At 72.8% G+C, this 20,325-nt stretch carries 13 protein-coding genes; 7 read left to right on the top strand and 6 right to left on the bottom strand.

Features of this window, described 5'->3' with window-relative positions; translation table 11 throughout:
• Nucleotides 1–30 precede the first annotated feature (30 nt).
• Nucleotides 31–2,412, top strand: a complete 2,382-nt coding sequence (locus ACFYZF_RS27585) for a transglutaminaseTgpA domain-containing protein (RefSeq protein ID WP_387025607.1) — start codon at nt 31–33, stop codon at nt 2,410–2,412.
• Between the two features lie 29 nt (nt 2,413–2,441).
• On the opposite strand, the gene ACFYZF_RS27580 is transcribed toward ACFYZF_RS27585, so the two are convergent.
• From ACFYZF_RS27580 to ACFYZF_RS27570, 3 genes are all read right to left on the bottom strand, one after another.
• A complete protein-coding gene (locus ACFYZF_RS27580; RefSeq protein ID WP_387025587.1) occupies nt 2,442–3,233 on the bottom strand; it encodes an SDR family oxidoreductase in 792 nt (263 codons plus the stop codon).
• A gap of 31 nt (nt 3,234–3,264) precedes the next feature.
• On the bottom strand, nt 3,265–4,230 hold the full coding sequence (locus ACFYZF_RS27575) for an LLM class F420-dependent oxidoreductase (RefSeq protein WP_387025605.1): 966 nt from the start codon (nt 4,228–4,230) through the stop codon (nt 3,265–3,267).
• Between the two features lie 387 nt (nt 4,231–4,617).
• Nucleotides 4,618–5,688: a LacI family DNA-binding transcriptional regulator gene (locus ACFYZF_RS27570; protein ID WP_387025585.1), complete on the bottom strand. Its 1,071-nt coding sequence runs from the start codon at nt 5,686–5,688 to the stop codon at nt 4,618–4,620.
• Nucleotides 5,689–5,870: 182 nt separating this feature from the next.
• On the opposite strand from ACFYZF_RS27570, the gene ACFYZF_RS27565 reads away from it, so the two are divergent.
• From ACFYZF_RS27565 to ACFYZF_RS27550, 4 genes are all read left to right on the top strand, one after another.
• Nucleotides 5,871–7,574, top strand: coding sequence for a DUF4127 family protein (locus ACFYZF_RS27565; protein ID WP_387025583.1), 1,704 nt, complete (start codon nt 5,871–5,873; stop codon nt 7,572–7,574).
• Nucleotides 7,571–9,163 carry a hypothetical protein gene (locus tag ACFYZF_RS27560; RefSeq protein WP_387025581.1) on the top strand — a complete coding sequence of 531 codons (1,593 nt, stop codon included), beginning with the start codon at nt 7,571–7,573 and terminating at the stop codon, nt 9,161–9,163. The genes ACFYZF_RS27565 and ACFYZF_RS27560 overlap by 4 nt, the downstream gene beginning before the upstream one ends.
• A 49-nt stretch (nt 9,164–9,212) precedes the next feature.
• Nucleotides 9,213–11,675: a DUF4127 family protein gene (locus ACFYZF_RS27555; RefSeq protein WP_387025579.1), complete on the top strand. Its 2,463-nt coding sequence runs from the start codon at nt 9,213–9,215 to the stop codon at nt 11,673–11,675.
• Nucleotides 11,676–11,982: 307 nt separating this feature from the next.
• Nucleotides 11,983–12,435, top strand: coding sequence for a YbhB/YbcL family Raf kinase inhibitor-like protein (locus ACFYZF_RS27550; protein ID WP_350884662.1), 453 nt, complete (start codon nt 11,983–11,985; stop codon nt 12,433–12,435).
• Nucleotides 12,436–12,504: 69 nt separating this feature from the next.
• Here the strand turns inward: ACFYZF_RS27550 and ACFYZF_RS27545 are convergent, their stop codons facing one another.
• Entirely contained in the window at nt 12,505–13,392 is an 888-nt protein-coding gene (locus ACFYZF_RS27545; RefSeq protein WP_387025577.1) for a phosphatase PAP2 family protein, read from the bottom strand.
• Nucleotides 13,393–13,477: 85 nt separating this feature from the next.
• On the opposite strand from ACFYZF_RS27545, the gene ACFYZF_RS27540 reads away from it, so the two are divergent.
• Nucleotides 13,478–14,221, top strand: a complete 744-nt coding sequence (locus ACFYZF_RS27540) for a DUF3159 domain-containing protein (RefSeq protein ID WP_387025575.1) — start codon at nt 13,478–13,480, stop codon at nt 14,219–14,221.
• A gap of 303 nt (nt 14,222–14,524) precedes the next feature.
• Here ACFYZF_RS27540 and ACFYZF_RS27535 read toward each other — a convergent pair whose 3' ends face one another.
• Entirely contained in the window at nt 14,525–17,422 is a 2,898-nt protein-coding gene (locus ACFYZF_RS27535) for a glycoside hydrolase family 48 protein (RefSeq protein WP_387025603.1), read from the bottom strand.
• Nucleotides 17,423–18,328: 906 nt separating this feature from the next.
• Here ACFYZF_RS27535 and ACFYZF_RS27530 point away from each other — a divergent pair.
• Entirely contained in the window at nt 18,329–19,807 is a 1,479-nt protein-coding gene (locus ACFYZF_RS27530; RefSeq protein WP_387025573.1) for a GH1 family beta-glucosidase, read from the top strand.
• A 101-nt stretch (nt 19,808–19,908) separates the two neighbouring features.
• Here the strand turns inward: ACFYZF_RS27530 and ACFYZF_RS27525 are convergent, their stop codons facing one another.
• Nucleotides 19,909–20,322 (bottom strand): roadblock/LC7 domain-containing protein, encoded by a 414-nt coding sequence (locus ACFYZF_RS27525; RefSeq protein ID WP_387025571.1) that lies wholly within the window; start codon nt 20,320–20,322, stop codon nt 19,909–19,911.
• Nucleotides 20,323–20,325 lie beyond the last annotated feature (3 nt).

Genomic DNA, 20,325 nt, shown 5'->3' with positions numbered 1-20,325 from the left:
GCGGTGCCGCTGCCGCTCGCGCTGATCGCGATGGTCGCGCTGACCGGGGTGGTGCTGGGCCGGGTGTACGCCGGGGGCCTGTTGCCCCGGCTGGTGATCGGCGCGGCGGTGGGCTCGGTGCTGGTCAGCGTGGCCGCCCGGCGGCTGCCGTCCTGGCTGGTCGCCCCGCTGTCGGTGGCCGGCCTGGCCGGGTTCACGGCGTGGTCGTTGCGGCTGTCCGCCGACGCGGCCGGGCTGTCGGGCTCGCTGGCCGAGGTGACGGCGGACGCGGCGCGCAACGGCATCCCCCGGCTGTTGACCGCGATGATCCCGGTGGAGCCGACCCCGGACACGGTGCTGGTTCCGCTGGTCGCGGCGTGGCTGGCCGGGCTGGCCGGCGCGGAGGTGGCGCTGCGGGCCGGCCGGGTGCTGCTGGGCTGTCTCCCACCGGCGCTGCTCTACGCCGGCGCGCTGTACGTGGTCGGGCCGAACGCGGACCCGGCGATCTGGCCGACGGTGGCGTTCGCGGCGGTCGCCGCGGTCGGGCTGGCCGTGCCGTCCAAGGGGCCGGGTCCGTCGGGGCCGGACCCGACCGCCGGCCTGGCCCCGGGGGTACGGGCGGCGGTGCGGGTACGCCTCGCCGCCACCACCGCCGCCGGGCTGGTCGTGGTGGTGGGACTGGCCGCCCTGCTCGGCCCGGTGGTGGCGGGCCGGGTCGACGACCGGCCGGTGGACCCACGCCGGTACGTGGAGCCGCCGCAGGTGGAGTCCCTGGACGAGAACCCGCTGATCCGCATCTCGGGCTGGGCGCTGAACCCGCAGCAGAAGCTGCTGGACGTGACGACGCGCCGCCCCGGTGCCCCGGCCGACGCCCCGGATCCGGTGCCGACCCCGGCGGGGTCGACCGGCCCGGCGAGCGGCACCCGGCCGAGCGGTGGCGCCTCGCCGGGCAGGAGCGCCGGGCCGGACAGCGGTGACAGGCCGGGCGACGGTGCCGGGGGCCGGTCGGTGCGGATCCGGCTCGCGGTGCTCAGCGACTACGACGGGGTGACCTGGCGGGTCGGGGCGACGTACCGCAACGCCGGGCGGATCCTGCCGGCGGCCGAGCCCGCCCCCGGTGCCACGGTGGAGACGGTCCGGCAGGAGATCACCGTGGCGGACCTGAGCGGGCGGTTACTGCCCGCGGTCGCCACCCCGCGCGAGGTCAGCGGCGCCCGGGTGGCGTACGACCCGCAGACCGGGACGCTGATCCGGCCGGAGGGGCTGACGCCGGGGCTGCGGTACACGGTCACCTCGGCGGCGGAGCGGCCGGACGACAACCTCCTCGGCATGGCGGACGTGCCGGCCGGGGACGAGGTGGCCCGGGTGCTGCGGGTGGCCGACGGGGTGCCGGACCCGGTGCGTCGGCTCGCCGCCCAGCTCGCCGAGGACAACGGCGCCCCGTACGCGCGGGCGGCGGCGATCGAGCAGTTCCTCGCCGAGCACTACCGGATGGTGGCGGACGCGCCGAGCGGGCACGCGTACCCGAATGTGGGCTTCTTCCTCTTCGGACCGCGTAACGCGGGCGGCCAGCGGGGCACCTCCGAGCAGTTCGCGGCGGCGTTCGCCCTGCTGGGTCGGTTGACCGGGCTGCCGACCCGGGTGGTGGTGGGCTTCCGTGCCACCGGCGACGGGCCGGTCCGGGCCGGCGACGCGTACGCCTGGCCGGAGGTGCTCTTCTCCGGCCTCGGCTGGGTGCCGTTCGACCCGTTGCCCCGTCCGGACGACGAGCCGCGCCCGGTGGAGGAGGATTTCCGCCCCACGCCGGAGGACCCGCCGCCGTCGGAGGTGCCGGAGCCGACGCTGGAGCCGACGGCCACCCCGCCGGCGCAGGCCGCGCCGGGCGGGCCGGTCGACTCGGGTGGGCTGTCGACGCCGGTGCTGGTCGGCGGAGGGACGGCCGGTCTGCTGATCGTCGTCGGGGCGGTGCTGGGGGTGCTGGTCGCGTTGCGCCGGGCCCGGTCCCGGGCCCGGCTGTCCACGGGCGACCCCGGCCGGCGGATAGCCGGCGCCTGGCGGGAGCTGACCGACGCGCTGCGGCTGGCTGGTCGGCCGGTGGGCGGGGACCTCGCCGCCACGGAGGTCGCCGAGCGGGCCCGCGCCGCCCTGGCCGAGGCCCGCGCGGACCGTCCCCGGCCCACTGCCGGAACCGGGGCGGGCCGGACCGGCACCGGACCGACGCCCGACCCGGCACCCGACCCGGCGCCCTCCGTGGACGAGTTGGCCGTCCTGCTCAACCAGGTCGCCTTCGCCCCGGGCAGCGCCGGCGAGGCGCACGCCGACCGGGCGGTGGCCGTGGCAACGGACTACACCACGGCGCTACGCGCCGCCCGCCCCCTCTGGCGCCGCCTGCTCTGGTCAACCCACCCCGGCCCCCTCCGCTGGCCCCGCTGACCCCACCCCACGCGGGGAGTGGGGTGGGGTCAGGGGCGTAGGCGGCGGATCAGTTTGCGGAGGCCGGCCTGCCAGCCGTCGGGGTCCTGGGCACGGCGGAGGGCGTAGTTCGCGACCTCGGGGTGGGGCAGGATGAGGAACCGTTCCTCGGCGAGGCCGGCGATCACCGCGTCGGCGACCCGGTCGGGGTGGAGCACCGCGCCGGAGGCGGCGATCACCCGCGCCCCGAGGTGACCGGCGGCCAGCCCCTCGGCGAGCATCGGCGTGTCCACCCCCTGCGGGCACAGCGCGCTGACCCGGATGCCCTGGTCCCGATACGTGATCGCGAGCCACTCGGCCAGCCCCACCGCCGCGTGCTTCGTCGCGGTGTACGGGGCGTCGCCGACGGCGGTGAGCACCCCGGCGGCCGAGCAGGTGTGCAGCAGGTACCCCTGGCCCCGGGCCAGCATGCCGGGCAGCACGGCCCGCGTCGAGTGCACGTGGGCGAGCACGTTGACCCGCCAGGCCCGGTCCCAGTCGGCGTCGGTGGCGTCCAGCCCCGCCTCGGTGGCGACCCCGGCGTTGGCGCAGAACAGGTCGATCCGGCCGTACCGTCGCTCGGTGTCGGCCACCAGTGCGCGGACCTGCTCCTCGGCGGTGACGTCGAGCTGCACGGCGTGGGCGACAGAGCCGACGCCTTCGGCGACGGCGCGGGCACCGGCGGCGTCCAGGTCGGCCACCACGACGGCCGCCGCGCCCTCGGCGGCGAACCGGCGGGCGAGGGCGGCCCCGATGCCGCCGGCTCCGCCGGTGATCACCGCCACCCGGTCGGTGAGGTTCATGTCGGCTCCCTCCGTCGCCCCGGCGGGGCGGTCAGGCCGGTCCCAGTCGGGCGATCAGGTCACCCAGCGCCGCCGCGCCGCCGCCGGCCAGCTCGGGGGTCGGCAGCAGGGCCAGCACCGGTACGTCCACCCCGGCGTCGGCGTAGCGGCGCACCCGGTCGCGGCAGCGCTCGGGCGAGCCGTGCAGCACCAGCGCGTCGACCACCTCGTCGGGCACGGCGGCGCCCGCGCCGCGCCGGTCCCCCGCCGCCCAGGCCCGCCACATCGGCCCGAGCGTCTCCGCCCGGCCCAGCCAGCGGTGGAACTCCGCGTACGCGGGCACGGTGAGGTAGCTGGTGATCAGCCGGCGGCCGAGGGCGCGGGCGTGCGTGGCGTCCCCGGTGGGGCAGACGAAGATCCGGGCCACCACCTCGAACCCGTCCCGCCGCTCCCCCAGCGCGCCGAGGGCGGTCGGCACGTCGTCGGCGGCGAGCCAGTTGAGGATCACCCCGTCGGCCTCGGCGCCGGCCAGTCGCAGCATTCCCGGGCGCAGGGCGGCCAGCAGCAGCGGCGGCGGCACGGCCGGCGGCCGTTCCAGGGTGAACCGGCGCACCGCGAAGGTGTCGTAGGCGCCGTCGACGGTCTGCCCGGCCAGGGCGGCCCGCAGGAAGCGCAGCACGTCCCGGGTGCGCTTGAACGGCTCGTCGAAGGGCACGGCGTTCCAGTCCCGCACCAGCACCGGCGAGGACGCGCCGAGGCCCAGGGCGAACCGGCCGGGGGCGGCCTCGGCGAGCGCTGCGGCGTGCATCGCGAGCAGGCCCGGCCCCCGGGTGAAGACCGGGGCGATGGCGGTGCCGAGCCGCAGTTCGGGTTGCCACGCGGCGGCGAGGGCCAGCGGGGTGAACGCGTCGGCCCCGGCCACCTCGGACGACCAGAGGTCGGTGAAGCCCGCCCGGTGCAGGGCCGCGTAGACGGCGGCGTGGTCGGCCAGCGGGACGCCGCTCAGCGGCACGGTCATACCCCATCTGTTCGTCACCGGCCGATCCTCCCGCCGGCCGGGCTGCCCGGCAAGGTTCCGCCGGGCCGGATCGGCCCGATCGTCCTGGCGCACCTGCCCCGCACCGCCTCCGACCACGCCTGACCGCAGCCTGGCAACCGCACAGCACCATCCTGGAAGTCAGCCGCCAGAAGCGAGCCAGCGCAGCCCGGCGCCCTCGGCCGCGGCCCGCTCCCGGTCGGTGAGCGGGGCCCGACCGGTGGCCTTGCGGACCACCGTCAGCCGGTCCCAGCCGAACTCCGCCGGGACGTCCCGGCCGCCGGTCAGCAGCGCCGCGACGACCTCGGCCGCGGCCGGTGTCAGCCACGGCGCGCGGCCCGGGGCGGCGGAGTTTCGCCACCCCGCTGGTCAGTTGCGGCCGATTGCCGGGTCGGGGGCGCCGAGGGTCTCGCCCTCGACCAGTTCGCAGGGGAGCAGCCGTTGGTAGTCGCTGATCCGGCCGTGCAGGATGTCGTCGAGGACCTCGATGGCCTGCCAGCCCATGTCCTCGCGGGGGATGCGGAAGCCGGTGAAGTCGAGGTCGGTCTCGGCCTGTTCGGTGGGATCGCCGAGCGCCAACAGGGACAGGTCACCGGGCACGGACAGGCCCCGGGCCCGCGCCGCCTCGGCCATCGCCGCCGCCTCGACCAGTTCCTCGCAGAAGACGGCGGTGACCCGGGCCGAGCACAGTACGTCGAGCAGTTCCGCCCGGGTCCGTCCGCCGACCGGTTCGTGTCGACCGTCGACTCCGGTCTCCCGGACCGCGGCGGTGAAGCCGGCCAGTCGGTCGATGGCGGACTCCGGGCCGGCACCGGCGCCGACGTACGCCACCACCCGATGCCCGAGGTCGACGGCGCGGTGGACGAGGGCGGCGGTGGCCTGGGCGTAGTCCGCACCGACATGGGGCACCGGACCGCCCTTGCCCGAGGGTAGGTAGGCGTCGTCGCGTCGACCGACAGACACGAAGGGCATGTCCTCAGCGACCATCCGGGCCAACTCGTCGGGGGGAATCTCCCGACCGAGCAGAACGCACCCGTCGGCGAGCCGGATGCGGTTGTTGTCGTGGAAGATCCGCCGGCTGCCGCCACTGACGGGGGCGCTGGTGAACAGCAACAGGTCGCACCCGATGCTCTCCGCGCACGCCTCGATGCCGGACAGGAACGGGTGGTAGAAGTTCACGCTGGTGCTCGGGAACACCGACTCGTAGGTGAACACGCCCAGGATCTGGTTGTGCTGCTGGAGCAGCCGCCGGGCGAGCGGGTCGGCGACGTATCCTGTCTCGCGAATGACGCGCAGCACTCGCTCCCGGGTCTCCGGGGCGATCCGCCAGGCTGCCTCACAACGGTTGTTGAGCACAAGGGACACCGTCGTCTGGCTCACCCCGGCCATCCGGGCGATCTCATTCTGCGTCAGCCTGCCCCGCCCTGCGGACACGGACACCGGCCACCTTTCGAGGTAGTAGGTATTGCCGAGTGTTGTTGCGGAGGATGCTGCCCGGCGCGCGGAACCAGTGTCAAGGGTGGACAGAGGCAGTAATACGAATTACGGGCTCCGGTGGTCTTGACCCGGGGTTCCTGTTGATCCAAGACTCAGCGCACCCCCCGGCAACGCAAGGAGCCGAAATGCCTGATCACGCCCTGTCCCGACGTGGCCTTCTCCGGGCAGCAGGCCTCGCCGGTCTGACCGGCGCCGGCCTCGCCGCCCTCGGTCCCCCGGCTCACGCCCGGCCGAAGACCCCACGACTCGGCGGTATCGCCCTCGTCCCCCTCGACGACCGGCCCTACACCTGGTACGCCCCGCAACAGATCGCCACCGGCGCCGGCTACGACACCCTGTTGCCGCCACGGAAGACCCTGGGTCGGCACTTCACCCCCGGCGACGGTCGCGCCGTCGGCCAATGGCTCACCTCGTCCACCTCGTCGGCGGACGCGCTGGTCGTCGCCCTACCGATGCTCGCCTACGGTGGGCTGCTCAACTCCCGCAACAGCTCCGTACCAGAGGCCGAGGTATTCGCCCGGCTGGCGGCGGTACGGACCGTCCGACGGCGCCGCCCACACCGGCGGCTCTACGCCTTCGACACCATCATGCGGCTCACCCCCGAAGGGCCGTGGCGCAACGAGCTGCGGGGCTGGGCGACGGTGAAGGACGAGGTCGACAACCTCGGAATGGTGGAGAAGCGTCCTCAGCTCGACGCGCTGGAGGCCCAGATCCCGGCCGACGTGCGAAGCGACTATCTGTCCACCCGGGCCCGGAATCACCGGGTCAACCTGACGATGATCGAATGGGCTGCCGAGGGGATCTTCGACTTCCTCGTGGTGGGCCAGGACGACGCCACCGGCAACGGCCTGCACCGACCGGAGTCCCAGGCACTCGCCGCCCGCATCGCCGAGCTGGGCGTCGGTGACCGGGTAGTGATCTACCCGGGTGCCGACGTGGTGGCCGCCCTGCTCATCGCCAAGATCGCCATCAGCGACGCCGGCGTGCGTCCGAAGGTGAGCATCGAGTACTCCCGGGTGCCGGGTGAAGCCTGGACCGCGCCCTTCCAGAACATCCCGTACGCCCAGCTCGTCCGGGGCTACATCGACATCCTCGGCGGGACGGTCGTGGACCAGCCGGAGCAGTCCGACCTGGTCCTGATGGCCAACACAGGTGGCAGTTCCGCGTCGGTGGCGCCGTTCGCCGACCGTCTGGTGGCCCACGTCCGGGCCGGCCGCCCCGTGGCCCTCGGCGACGACGCGATCGCCGGACACTCCGACCGGCGACTGCTGTCCCTGCTCAACGGCCGAATCCGGTACGTCGAGCTGGCCGGCTACTCCGGCTGGAACGTCGGGATCAGCCTTGCCCAGGCGATGTCCCGCTGGGCGCTGCGGCAACGATCGATACATGGTGACCTGCCACCCGGCGCGCGGGCCACCGCCGGTGAGCCGGTGCTGGCCGCACGACGGGCGCTCCTGCACGACGCGGCCCGAGCCAGCATCGAACTGTCCGTCTCGGAGCTGGTGCAGACCGACTCGTACCGCAACAACGTCCGCACCGCCACCACCGCCTACGCCTCCTCGCTGGGCGAGCCGGACCCGCAGATCATCAAGACCTACTTCTCCGAGATCAACGCGTACGCGGTCGACAACACCACCCCGTACGCGGAGAAGCTGTTCGCCGACGAGTTCGCCGGGGCCACGCTCGCCCTCGGCAGCGATGGACGATCGCCGGTGACGGCCCGCGTGGACCGACTCGACGCCTGGCACATCTACCTGCCCTGGGACCGTACCGGCGAGATTGCCGCCGAGCCCCGGATCGCCCTGACCTCGGATCGGGGGCACCGGTGAGGGCGCGGGCAGCGGCGCTGGTGGCCGCGCTCATCGTCGGCGTCGCGGCACCAGTCCCGGCCGCTCCGGCCGTCGCCGCCACCCCCGTCCCGCTCGTCGACAGCTACTTCGACTGGATCCTGGCGTCGTACGACGGGGTACGCAACGGGTTGCGCCGGGACATCGAACACATCTACGGCAACCAGTTCACGGTAGCCGGCCGGCCATGCTCCCCGGCGAGTCCGTGCACCGTCGGCGGACCGCGGCAGAGCACCGCCGCCTGCACCAGCCTCCAGTTCATCTCGGTCTACCTCGACCAGCGGGCCGCGTACGAGCAGCGGTCGCTGTCGAGCGTGGAGACCGGAATCATCGACGAGTTCGCCAACGCGGTGCTCGCCCACCGGCTGACCAAGAACCCGAACGCCCCGAAGATCTTCGACGATGCGGTGGCCAGTACCCCGGACGGCCAGATCCGCTACTTCACCTCGTTCGGCAATGCGGCGTGCGGAGAGGCCCTGCTGGCCGCCCACCAGGCGACCGGCACCGCCGGATACCTCGACGCGGCCACCGGCATCGGCGAGTTCCTGCTCCGCATGCAGGATCCGCGCGCCTACTACCTGTCCTACGGCATCCATCCGTTCGTCGACGCACTCGACCAGCCCACCACCCCGCCGGGCGGCTACGTGGACCAGATCTCCAGTTGGAGCAACCTCTACTCGACGATCTCCATCTGGAATCTCACGGCGATCGCGTTCATGCAGCGGTTGGAGACAGCCGTGGCACCGCCGGACAACAGGTACGGCCAGTCGGCCGCCACCGCCCGGCAGTTCCTCAGCACGGGCCTCCAAGCCGGTGCGGACTGGTACACCTTCGACTTCGACTCCCCCGCCACCAGCCAGAACCGGGTGGTCGCGCAGAGCGCGTACAGCGCGGACTGCCGGGACAACCGGTGGCACCGCAAGGGATCCTGCACCTACACCAACGGCCAGATCGCCGGCGGAACCCTGGGCACCGACATGATCGAGTACGGACTGGCCGGACTCTACGACCACGAACGCCAGCTCAACGGCGCCAGTTCCGCAGCCGCCGCCGTAACGTCCCTCTACACCACCTACACCAGCCTCCCTGGCTGGCACACCGCCTCGGCCAGCGACCCGCTCGACTGTGTCGACGACACCGCGTCCGGAGCCGTGGACCCGTACTACCCACCGGACAACCAGGGGGCGACGCCGTCGGGTGACGCGTCGGACTACGACTCGCACCTGTCCTTCGGGGGTTTCTTCCGCCTCACCTCGCCCAACATGAACGCCGAGGCGAAGTACTACGACATCGTCGGCTTCGGCGTCCTCGCCGAGGTGCGCAAGGAGCTGGTACCGGCCAAGTTCACGGCGGGTTACCAGCGGTTGCAGCAGGCGGACCGGCAGGACGCGCTCTACGCCCTGCTCGACCGCTCACTGGTCGCGATGTTCCTACCCACCCGGGACACCAACGACCTCGACGGTGACACCGACACCACCGAATACCTGTGCAAGGGCACCCGGGGCACCCTCCCGATCGCCCACAACGGGCTCGGCATCCTCAAGGCGGTCGGCTACGCAGGCACCCGGTAACCCCGCGACCGGCGACCTTCATCCCCCAGCACCGAACGAGAGAGAACCGATGCGTCGCACCAGACGACTCACACCTCGCACCCTCAGCATCATCACCACAACCGCCGTCGCCCTCACCCTCGCGGTCGCCCTCCCGGGCACTCCGGCCGCAGCCGCCCGACCGCCGGCCGACCTGGGCCAGCTCGCCGTCGTGCCCCTGGACGACCGGCCGTTCACCGCGTACACGCCGGTCGCGGTCGCCGAGGCCGGCGGGCACCAGGCACTGACACCACCGAAGAACCTGCTCGGCGAGTACTTCACCTATGGTCAGGCCGACGCGGTCGGTGCCTGGTTCCGGAAGGCCGCCGCCGGCGCGGACGGCTCGGTCGTCGCGGCCCCGATGCTCGCCTACGGCGGACTCGTCGCCTCCCGGTCCTGCGACACCAGTCTGGCCGAGGCGCGGCGGCGGCTCACCGTGCTGGACGAGGTGAAACGGAAGAACCCCGACAAGCCCCTCTACGCGTTCGACGTGATCATGCGCCTCACCATCGAGCCGACCAGCAGCTATCCCGGCATGTACTCCGGGCCGATCCGGCGCTGGGCGATTCTGATGGACCAGGTGGAGAACCTCGGTCAGGAGGAGCACCGGGCCGAGTACGAGCAGGTCGCCAAGGAGATCCCCGAGGAGATCAAGGCGGACTTCCGCTGCGCCCGGGCTCGGGACCACCAGATCAACCGGGACATGATCGAACGGGTCGCGAACGGCACCGTCGACTATTTGATCCTCGGCCAGGACGACGCCACCGAGTACGGCCCGCACCGCCTGGAGAAGGCGGGTCTGGCCGCGCTCGCGGCGAAACTCGGGGTCCAGGACCGGGTCAAGATCTACCCGGGCGCGGACATCCTCGGCGCGCTGCTGGTGGCCAAGCACATCACCAAGCGGCTCGGCGAATCCCCGACGGTCGACGTCGAGTGGTCCCGCACCCCCGGCGACCAGTGGGTCGCGCCCTATCAGGACGTCCCCTACGCCACCCTGGTCGACGAATACGTGCGTACTCTCGGTGCCCGCCCCTCGGACCGGCCCGACGCCGACATCCTGTTGATGGCGAACACGGCCGGGGGCGGCGATCTGGAACCCTTCGCCGACCAGATCCACGACGCGGTGGCTCGGGGCCGACTCGTCGCAGTCGGCGACGACGCGGTGGCCGGAAAGGTGGACAGCGAGCTACGTTCGCTGCTCGCCCCCCGGATTCGGTTCGGGGAACTGGCCGGTTGGTCCGGCTGGAACATCGGTCTGTCGATCTCCCAGTCGGTGGTCCGCGCGGCGCTTCTGCAGGCGAGCCGGGCCGGACGCCTGCCGGGTTTCCCGGGCAAGTCGAAGGGGCTTCCCTTCCAGAACGCACGCCAGGCCATCCTGCTGGGCGCCGCCACCGCACACGTCGAGTTGACGTTGCAGGAGCTGGCCCACACCGATGTCTACCGGAACCAGGTGCTCAGCCAGGTCCAGGCGTACGCCCAGAACAACGGCGACGATCCGCAGCACATGACGAAGGTGTTCGAGGGCGCCAACCAGATCGCGGTGGAGCGGACCAGGCTGCTGGCCGATCAGCTCTTCGCCGACGAGTTCGCCGGCACCCCGATCCGAGCCGGCAACAACGGCTCGTACGAGGTGAGCGCCGTCGTGCACCGGCTGAAGTCCTGGGAGATGACGCTTGCCTGGTCGCGCTACCAGGAGCTGGAGGCCTTCCCCACTCTCGTCCTGAGCACCGCCCCCACCGACCGCAGTGCGCTGCTCACCGTCTCGGCCCTGCCCGTGCGAACCACGGTCCGGCCGGACTCGGACGTGGACACCCGGATCACCGCGGTGCTCCGTAACGACGTCGGCATACCGGTGACGGCAAAGCTCGGTGCCGTCGTCCCGCAGGGGTGGGCCAGCCCGGCCCCGGTCGAGGTACGGCTCGCCCCGTTCGCGGTGGTGGAGGTTCCGTTGACCGTGGGGGTCCGACAGCTCGCGGCCGAGCAGAGCGCCACCGTCACAATCGACGCCCCGCACGGCGTGCTGACGAGCGGGCTCCGCCCGTTCACCGCGAGCGCCACCACGACCGTCAGCGCGGTGTGGCGCAACGTGGCGCTGGCGTCCGAAGGCGCCACGGCCACCGCGTCGGGCTGGTGGCAGAAGTACGTGCCCGCGCACGTGATCGACGGCAACCGGGCCAGCACCGGTAGTCGCTGGATCACCGATCCGGCCGGCAGCCACTGGCTGCGGGTGGGGTTCGCCGACCCGGAGCTGATCGACACCGTGCAGCTCCACCAGTACGGCGGGTACGAGCTGACCGCGTACCGGATCTCGGGCCTCGTCGACGGTGTCTGGCAGGTGCTCAGCGAGATCACCGGAAACACGACCCAGGTCACCACGCACACGTTCACGCCGGTCCGCGCAACTGCGGTCCGCCTCGACGTGCTCGGCAGCCGGGACAGCCGGGCGCGGCTCTACGAGATCGAGGTGACCTGCCGGGCCGCCTCCTGCGGCTGACCGTCCGCCCCACCGGGCCCGCGGACCGGCGTCAACACCACCGCTCGACCCAGGTCCGGTTACCGGATGGCTCTCCACCCGGTAACCGGACCGGCGGGCGGCCTGCGGGTCCGCGACGCTCCGGGTGCGGGTAGGGCCGGCGGCTGTCCCCCGCCGGCCCTACCCGTCCAGCGCGGCGGCCTGCTTCGGGTGCCGGGCACGCCACTGCCCAGGCGGGTCGGCTGTCACCAGGCGTCGCCGGGGCGGCCCGTTTCGCGCCGGCCCCGGCGGGTACGCGCGCCCCAGACGAGGAGAGGGGCGCCCAGAGATGGCCGGCATCATGCTGCGCAGCACCGCGTTCAACGATCATGACCAGTTGCCCGGACGCTTCGCCCGTGGCGACGCGAACGTCTCGCCGCCGTTGCAATGGGCCGACGTGCCCGACTCGGCGCAGGAGCTGGTGCTGCTCGTCGAGGACCCTGATGCCGGCCGGGAGCCGTTCGTGCACTGGCTGGTCACGGGGATCACGCCGGAAAGCGGCGGGGTGGCCGAGGGCGCGGTGCCCGACGGGGGGCGGGAGTGGCCGAACGGGTTCGGCGCGACCGGCTGGGGTGGCCCGCGCCCGCCGCAGGGCGAGGAGGCACACCGCTACTTCTTCCGCCTGTACGCGCTGGACCGGCCGCTGGAGCTGCCCGCCGAGCCCTCCGCCGGGGAGGTGCACCGGGCGTTGGCCGGCCGGGAGTTGGCCAGCGGCACCATGGTCGGCACCTACCGCCGCTGACCGTGCACCGGCCGTGCGGGCCACCGGCTGTGCGGGCCGGCGGCCGGGTGCCCGGGTGTCGGGCCCGGGTCAGCCCTTGATCCGGGGGACGAGCCGGTGCACGACCGCGAGCAACAGCGCCGCGACGATGGCCATGGTGCCGGCGATGCCCGCGGCGCTGCCCGCGTAGCCGACGAAGAGCGACCGGCGGCCCATCTGGTCGGGGTCCAGCCGGGGCAGGTCGATCAGCCAGGACAGGGCCAGCGCCGAGCTGACCACGGCCAGTGCGCCGAGCAGGCCGAGCACGATGGCGGCGACGCGGTGGGCGTCGGCCGGCTCCACCTGTGCCTGTTCCCGCTGGGTGACCAGCAGCATCAGCCCGGCCAGCGCCGCCCAGGCCCCGACCACCAGGAACGCCGCTATGGCGTCGCTCGGGCGGTGCCAGCCCGCGGAGAGGGTGGCCACCCCGGCGACGGCCGCGTACCCGACGCCGACGAACGCGCCGAGCACCCGCACGGTGCGCGGGAGGACCAGGATCAGCGCCAGGGCCACCGACGCGGCCACGGCGGTGTGCCCGCTGGGCAGGCTGTTACCGGCTACGGCCCGTTCGGGATCGATGCCGTACTCGGGACGGACCAGGAAGTGCTTGAGCAGTTGGGTGGTCACGTTCGCCCCGGCGATCAGCAGGGTGGCCGTGATGGCCAGCGCGACCCGACGCCGGATCAGCGCGATGAAGCCGATCACCGCAGTCGCCACCAGCAGCGACAGGGCCGACATGGTGTTGAGGATGCGGTCCACCGGTGAGGCGATGGTGTCCTGGCCGATCCGGTTGCCGGTCAGCGCCACCGTGTCGACCCACTGGCCGAGCTCGGTGTGCAGGGCTCTGCGCCACACCACGACGAAGGCGGCTGCCTGGGCCATGGCCAGTACGACCAACCAGACCGCCGTCCACCCTCTCGCCGTCGCACGCACCCGCACACCGTAGCGGCACGCCCGGGAGCGTCTCCCAGTGGCCCGCCGACACCATGGCGCTAGTTTGGGGCGGACCGACAGGAGGTTGCCGGTGACCGTCACACCCGAGCCTGGAGGGCCGTCCACCCGCGAGCCGCGCCCCGCCGACCGGCCGGAGTCGCTCGCGGACCTGCTCGGCGGCCGGCGGGGCGCGGTCGACGCCACGCTGCCGCCGGTGGCGTTCGCGGTCGGCTGGCTGTCCACCGGTCACTCACTGGTCGGCGGGGTGGCCGCCGCAGTGCTGGCCGGGACGGCGGTGGCGGGCTGGCGGCTGCACCGGGGGGACCGGCCTCGCTCGGTGCTGGTCGGCCTGCTCGCGGTGTGCGTTGCCGCGCTGATCGCGTTGCGCACCGGGCGGGCCGCCGACTTCTTCCTCATCCAACTGCTGTCCAACGCGGCCAGCACGCTGGCCTGGGTCGTCAGCATCGTGGTGCGCTGGCCGCTGCTGGGCGCCGTGGTGGGGGTGATGCTGCGCCAGCGGGGGCGGTGGCGGCGCGACCCGGCGCTGCTGCGGGCGTACTCGCGGGGGAGCTGGGTGTGGGCGGCCACGTACGTGCTGCGGCTGGCGGTCTTCGTGCCGCTCTACCTCGGCGGTCAGGTGGTGGCGCTGGTGGTGGCGCGGGTCGCGCTGACCTGGCCGCTGGTGGCGGCGGCGCTGGCGGTGAGCTGGCTGGTGGTCCGCCGGTCGTTGCCGGCGGGTCACCCGGGGCTGCGGCACCCGGTCACCGGGCCCGGCCCCGCAGCGAGGGAGGCGGAGGCGGGCGACGCCCGGAAGGCGGGCGGGGCCGACAGGTGAGGGCCTGGGCCCGGACGTAAAGGGAGAGGCCGCCACGGGGGGAGCGGCCTCTCCGGTGACGTACGTTACTCCGTCGACGACCGTCGCGTGATCCCTCGACGGCCGATTTTCGCGGCGCTTTTTCGCGGCAACTTCGGTTTCGGGCGGTGGGACGGGCCGGCCGGTCCGCTGCGTTGACCGGACGGACGGCCCGTCCCGGCCTGACCGTGGAAGTCAGGCCGTCCGCCGACCGGGCTCACAGTTCCCCCTGGCCCGGCCGGGCTCCGGGTGGGCGGGCCGCGCCGCCCACCCGGAGGACCTGGGTCACCCGTTCGGGAACAGGTTCCCGTAGTCGGCGTACGCCATGGCGACGTCGGCCTGGGCCCAGAACCGGTGGTAGTTGAACGTCGGCTCCGCGCCGCCGTTCAGGTATGCCTGCACCTTCGGCCAGTCGGGGTCGTTCTTGTAGAACGACCGGATGTCGAGGAAGCTCTTGCCGGCGGCGATGGCGTCGCCGTTGGGCATCTTCCCGGTCCAGCCCGGCGGGACGTAGAGGCCCTGGCCGTCGGCGGCGTTGTAGACATCGTCGAAGCGCTTGTAGTCGCCGCGCTTCTCCGGCATCGAGACGCCCTTGGCGTCGCTGGCCGCGTACAGCGCGTCGAGCAGGCCCTTGGCGGTGGTCTTGGCCGCCGCGTTGCCGGACTTCGCGGCGTACGCGATCAGGGTCCGGGCGTAGGCGGCGGCGACGCCGACGTCCTGGCCCTTGACGGTGACCTCGACGTGCAGGTTGGTGTTGGGCTGCGGGCTGGCCGGGTTCCAGTTGGTGGGCTGGCCGGTCCACTTCATGTCCGACGGGATCGACCAGTTGGCGCCCACCGTGGTGTTGGCGATCGCCCACGGCACCCACTTGTCCAGCAGGGCCTTGGCCTTGGCGTTGCCGGTCTCCAGGTACAGCTCGGCGATCCGCTGCATCGACCACGCCTGCATGCCGAACCACTGGTTCGACGGCGGGTCGTTGTAGACCGGGTCGACGTCGTAGAACATGCCGTAGAAGGTGGCGGTGCCGGCCGGCGGGGTGCCGTAGTTGCCGTCCCAGCTGTTGGTGGCGCCGCCGGCGATGCCGCCCTCGGCGGACTGGAGCCAGGTGTAGAACTCCAACTGCCGGTCGAGGCTCTTCTGCCAGTCCGCGACGGCGGTCGGGGACTGCGGCTTGAGCTCCGCCACGTTGGTCAGCGCCCAGGCCGCGAACGGGTTCTGGTAGCCGAAGTGGTTGTGGCTGGAGCCGATCCGCCACGACCAGTTCTGGTTCGCCTCGTACGCGCCGCCCCAGGCGTAGTACCAGGACATCAGGTAGTGCGCCGAGTCCTTGCCGGTACCGGCCGGGCAGGCACTGGCGCCGACGCAGTTGCCGATCTTCTTGAAGTACTTGTCGAACATCGCGTACCGCAGGTAGTCACCCATCTTGGCGGCCTTGGCCACGGTGGCGGCGACGTCGGCCTGCTTGCCCTGCGCCTTGGCCCAGGTCAGGGCCCAGTACGCGGCCTGCACGGCGCGGGCGTCCGCGTCGGGGGCGTTGGTGTACTTCCACTGCTTGGCGGGGGCGTTGGCCTCCTTGACGAACAGGTCGAGGTAGCCGTACTGGCCGCCGTGCTTGAACGTGTCGCAGGACGGCTGCGGCACGGTCTCCCACACCGATTCCTGGGTGCCCCGCTGGAAGGTGTTGATGTACGCCGGCTTGGTGGTGCCGTCGCCGCAGCGGCCGAAGCCGTAGGTGTTGTCGACGTCCAGGAGCCAGTGCATGCCGTAGATGTCACCGGTGCCGTAGGTGCTCTGCAGCTCCGAGCGCAGCGGGTCCGCACCGACCGGGACGTTCGGCTGGAGCTGCGACGGGTACTGGTTGGGCAGCGGCCACTCCGCGGCGTACTGCGGGGTGCCCGCGGCACCGGCGGTCGCCTGGTCGGCGTGCGACGGGATGATGTACTTCTCCATCACCGTCCAGGAGTTGTTGAACGGGGCCCAGTTCTGGGTGACCCGGCCGTACTGGGCCTCCAGCCACAGCCAGAAGCTGAACGCCTCGGACGTGGTCTCGTGGCCGTGGTCGGGCGCCTCGACGATCAGCGTCTCGATCGAGTGGTAGGGCACGCCCTCGGCGCTGAAGTAGCCCGAGTTCTTGATCTTGCCGTACTGGTCGAGGAAGCGCTTGATGTAGGCGTTGTCCCCGCCGGGGGTGTCGTTGTCGATCTCCGTGGCAGTGACGGCCAGGGGGGCGACGCCGGTGCCGGAGGCGGTGATGGTGGCCGTGCCCCCGACGGTGTCGGCGTCCTCCGCCGCAGCCACGGTGACGGTTGCGCCGGTGTTCCAGTTGGCGGGCGTCAAAGTGACCGAGGACGGCGTGACGGTGATGTCGGCGTCGCCGGTGCGGGCGAGCGTCACCGGCACGTTGGCCGTCGGTGCCGCGCTGAGCTTGAGGTTGAACGTGGCGGTGCCGCCCTCGCTCACGCTGACCGCGGACGGGGTGGCCACCAGCCTCGGGCCGGAGGCCGCGGTGACGGTGAACGCCTTCTCGTCGACGGCAATGCCGTTGGCGTTGTCGTAGGCCTTGGCCTGGACGGTGTAGCTGCCGGCCGGCAGGTCCTCCAGGGTGTAGCCGTACGGTGCGGTGGTGTCGGTGTTGACCAGCAGGCCGTTGCGGTAGAACTCGACCTTGCTGATCGTCCCGTCCGGGTCGCTGGCGGTGGCGGTCAGCGGCACGTCCGCCGGGGCCTCGAACGGGCCGGCCGGCACCCCGAGGGACACCGTCGGCGGCTGGTTGGCGGGGGTGCCGTTGCAGGTGACGCCGTTGAGGGTGAACGCGGTGGGCTTCGGGTTGCTGCCGGTGTAGCTGCCGTTGAAGCCGATGGTCGTCGACGCCCCGGTGCCGAGGCTGCCGTTGTACGACTCGTTGGTCGCGGTCACCTCGCTGCCGGTCTGGCTGTACTTCGCCGACCAGCCCTGGGTCACCCTCTGGCTGCTGTTGGGGAACGTCCACTTGAGCGTCCAGCCGTTGATGGCGTCGCCCAGGTTCTTGATGGTGACGTTGGCGGTGAAGCCGCTGCCCCAGTCGTTGGTGGCGTAGACCACGTCGCAGGCCGGGGCGGCCTGCGCGGCGCCGGCCGGCAGGGCGACCCCGCCGACGGCCAACGTGGCGGCGGCGAGCATCGCCGTCCGGCGACGTCTTGCCATGAGTCTCATGTGCGCGGTGTCTCCTCGGACCAGGCCGGGGCGGGGGGCCCCGGCGGGAGCACCTCCACGTGCGGGTCGCACGGGGGGACGGAGGTGCTCGGGATGGTGGTCGATCCGGCCCGGCCGGGTTCGGGACAGGGCGCCGGCGCTGGCAGACAGCGGCCGTCCGTCCTGTCGGGTGCCGTCCGGTAACCGGATGCCCTCGGCGACCCACGCTCACGCGAGCTGGCTCCTCGTCGCGGTAGGCCGACAGTCTGGCATGGAAGCGCTCCCACAACAAGGAGTCGTCGAGGAGAAGCAGGCAGATGTTTCGATCTCGTTTTGGGTCTTTCACAAACCCGTGACGGGCGTTACAGTCGCTTCATCCTCGATGGGAGCGCTTCCATCGATGGAGATCCACCGAAGATGTTGACCGGGGTCGTCGTGCCCGCGACGTTCCCGGGACACTGCCCGAAGGCTGACGGCGGGCCAGCCCGGACGCCGCCGCCAGCCACCACCCACCGGCAATGGAGGGAGGTGGAACCAGAGCCACTCGCGTGGCCCGGCTCCCGCGCGACACGCACGGCAGGACGCCAATTCCACTCGTGCGTGTTTGCATCGAAGGTGGGGACGGGGGTTGCCCTCCCCCGTCCCCACACTAAACCCCCCGCCACGATGGGAAAAGAGGCCGACGGGTCAGGCGTGCCACGCCGCCCGGCCGGCCTCGCTCGCTATCGGCCCACACCCGCGCGCCCCGACCGCTGCCCGCAGCGCCCACTTGGCGCGTCCGCGCAACCGGCCGCGCGCCAAACCCATTCCGCACAGCAGAGCCGACCCGGCGCAGTGGGGTCGGCCGCCCCCGCCTGCCCTATGCTGGGAGCGCTCCCGGCCGGTTGCGGCGGGCACCCACCACAAGGAGAAGGCCCCATGTCGATGCTCAGCCGCCCCGCACTCTCCGCCACCGCCGGGGCCACCGGCGCCGGCCCGCGCGCCGGCGGCCCCGCCGACGCCGCGACCGCCGGTAGCCCGGCCGCCGGCTGCGGAACCGGGTCGGACCCCGACACCGACCCCACCGACCGGCCCCGGGGCGCGCTGCGCTTCCCGACCGGTTTCGGCTGGGGCGCGGCCACCTCGGCGTACCAGATCGAGGGCGCCGCCAAGGAGGACGGCCGGGGCGAGTCCGTCTGGGACACCTTCAGCCGCACCCCCGGCCGCACCCGCAACGGCGACACCGGCGACGTGGCCGCCGACCACTACCACCGCTACGCCGACGACCTCGACCTGATGCGCGACCTGGGGCTGCGCAGCTACCGGTTCTCCATCTCCTGGCCGCGCATCCAGGCCGACGGCGCCGGCGCGGTCAACCAGCGCGGCCTCGACTTCTACCGCCGGCTGGTCGACGGGCTGCACGAGCGGGGCATCTCGCCGATGGCCACCCTGTTCCACTGGGACCTGCCGCAGGCGTTACAGGACGCCGGCGGCTGGGAGAACCGGGACACCGCGTACCGGTTCGCCGAGTACGCCGAGGCGGTCTTCCGGGGACTCGGCGACCAGGTGCCGGTCTGGCTGACCATCAACGAGCCGAAGACCGTGGTGCAGAACGGCTACCTGATCGGGCACCACGCCCCCGGCTTCCAGGACCCGCAGGCGGCGTACCTGGTCGCCCACCACCTCCAGCTCGCCCACGGGCTGGCCGTGCGGGCGCTGCGCGCCACCGGCAGCGCCGGCCGGATCGGTCCCGCGCTCAACCTGCACCCCTGCTACGCCGCCGACGACAGCCCCGAGGCCGCCCGCGCCGCGCGCCTCTACGACGGGTACGAGAACCGCCTCTACCTCGACTCGATCCTCAAGGGCAGCTATCCGGCCGACGTGCTCGACGACCTCGGCGCCGACAGTCGGCTGGCCCGGGGCGTCGCCGACGGTGATCTGGAGATCATCTCCTCGCCGATCGACCTGCTCGCGGTGCAGTACTACACCCCGTACTACCTCACCGGCGACGGCGCGACGGTCACGCGCTGGCCCACCTCGCAGGCGGACTGGCAGCAGATCTACCCGGACGGCATGTACGACATCCTGACCCGGGTCACCCGCGAATACGGACCCGTCCCGCTGACCGTCACCGAGAACGGCCTGCCGCAGGCGGACATCCTCTCCGCCGACGGCACGGTCGACGACGCCGGGCGGATCAGCTTCCTGCACGACCACATCGCCGCCGCGCACCGGGCCGTCTCCGACGGGGTGCCGCTGGAGAGCTACCACGTCTGGTCACTGCTCGACAACTTCGAGTGGGCCGAGGGGTACGACCAGCGCTGGGGCCTGGTCTACGTGGACTACCCCACCCAGCGCCGGGTGCCCAAGCGCAGCGCGCACTGGTACCGCGAGGTGATCCGGGCCAACGGCCTTTAGGCCGACGGCCTCCCGGCCGGGCGGGCGTGGCACGGCCGCGCCCGCCCGTGTCCGGTGCTCGCGTCGTCCCGGCCCCGTCGGGCGGGGCCGGGACGACGGGGTCAGCGGGGCAGCGCCTGCTGGAGTTCGGCGCGCAGCGCCGGGGTGAGCATCTCGCCGGTCTGCTTGGCCAGCCGGGCCATCTCGTAGCCGACCACGCCGATGTCGGCGTCCCCGGCCGCGAGGGTGGCCAGGATCGACCCGTCGCGGACCTGCATCACCAGGAAATACCCGCGTCCCATCTCCACCACCGTCTGCTTGACGATGTCGTCGTCGAACATCTGCGCCGCCCCGGCGGCGATGCTCATCAGGCCCGAGGTGACTGCGGCGAGCTTGTCCGCGTTGTCGCGGGGCAGGTGGTCGGAGATCGCCACCAGCAGCCCGTCGGACGAGACCACGATCGCGTGCGCCACACCGGGCACCCGCTCCGCGAACCCGCTCACCAGCCAGCTCAGGTCCCGGGCTTCCTGGCTCAACGT

The sequence above is a fragment of the Micromonospora sp. NPDC001898 genome (genome assembly GCF_042891255.1).
Taxonomy (GTDB): Bacteria; Actinomycetota; Actinomycetes; order Mycobacteriales; family Micromonosporaceae; genus Micromonospora.
The sequence above is the reverse complement of the archived record's forward strand: the minus strand, read 5'-3'. Positions and strand labels throughout refer to the sequence as shown.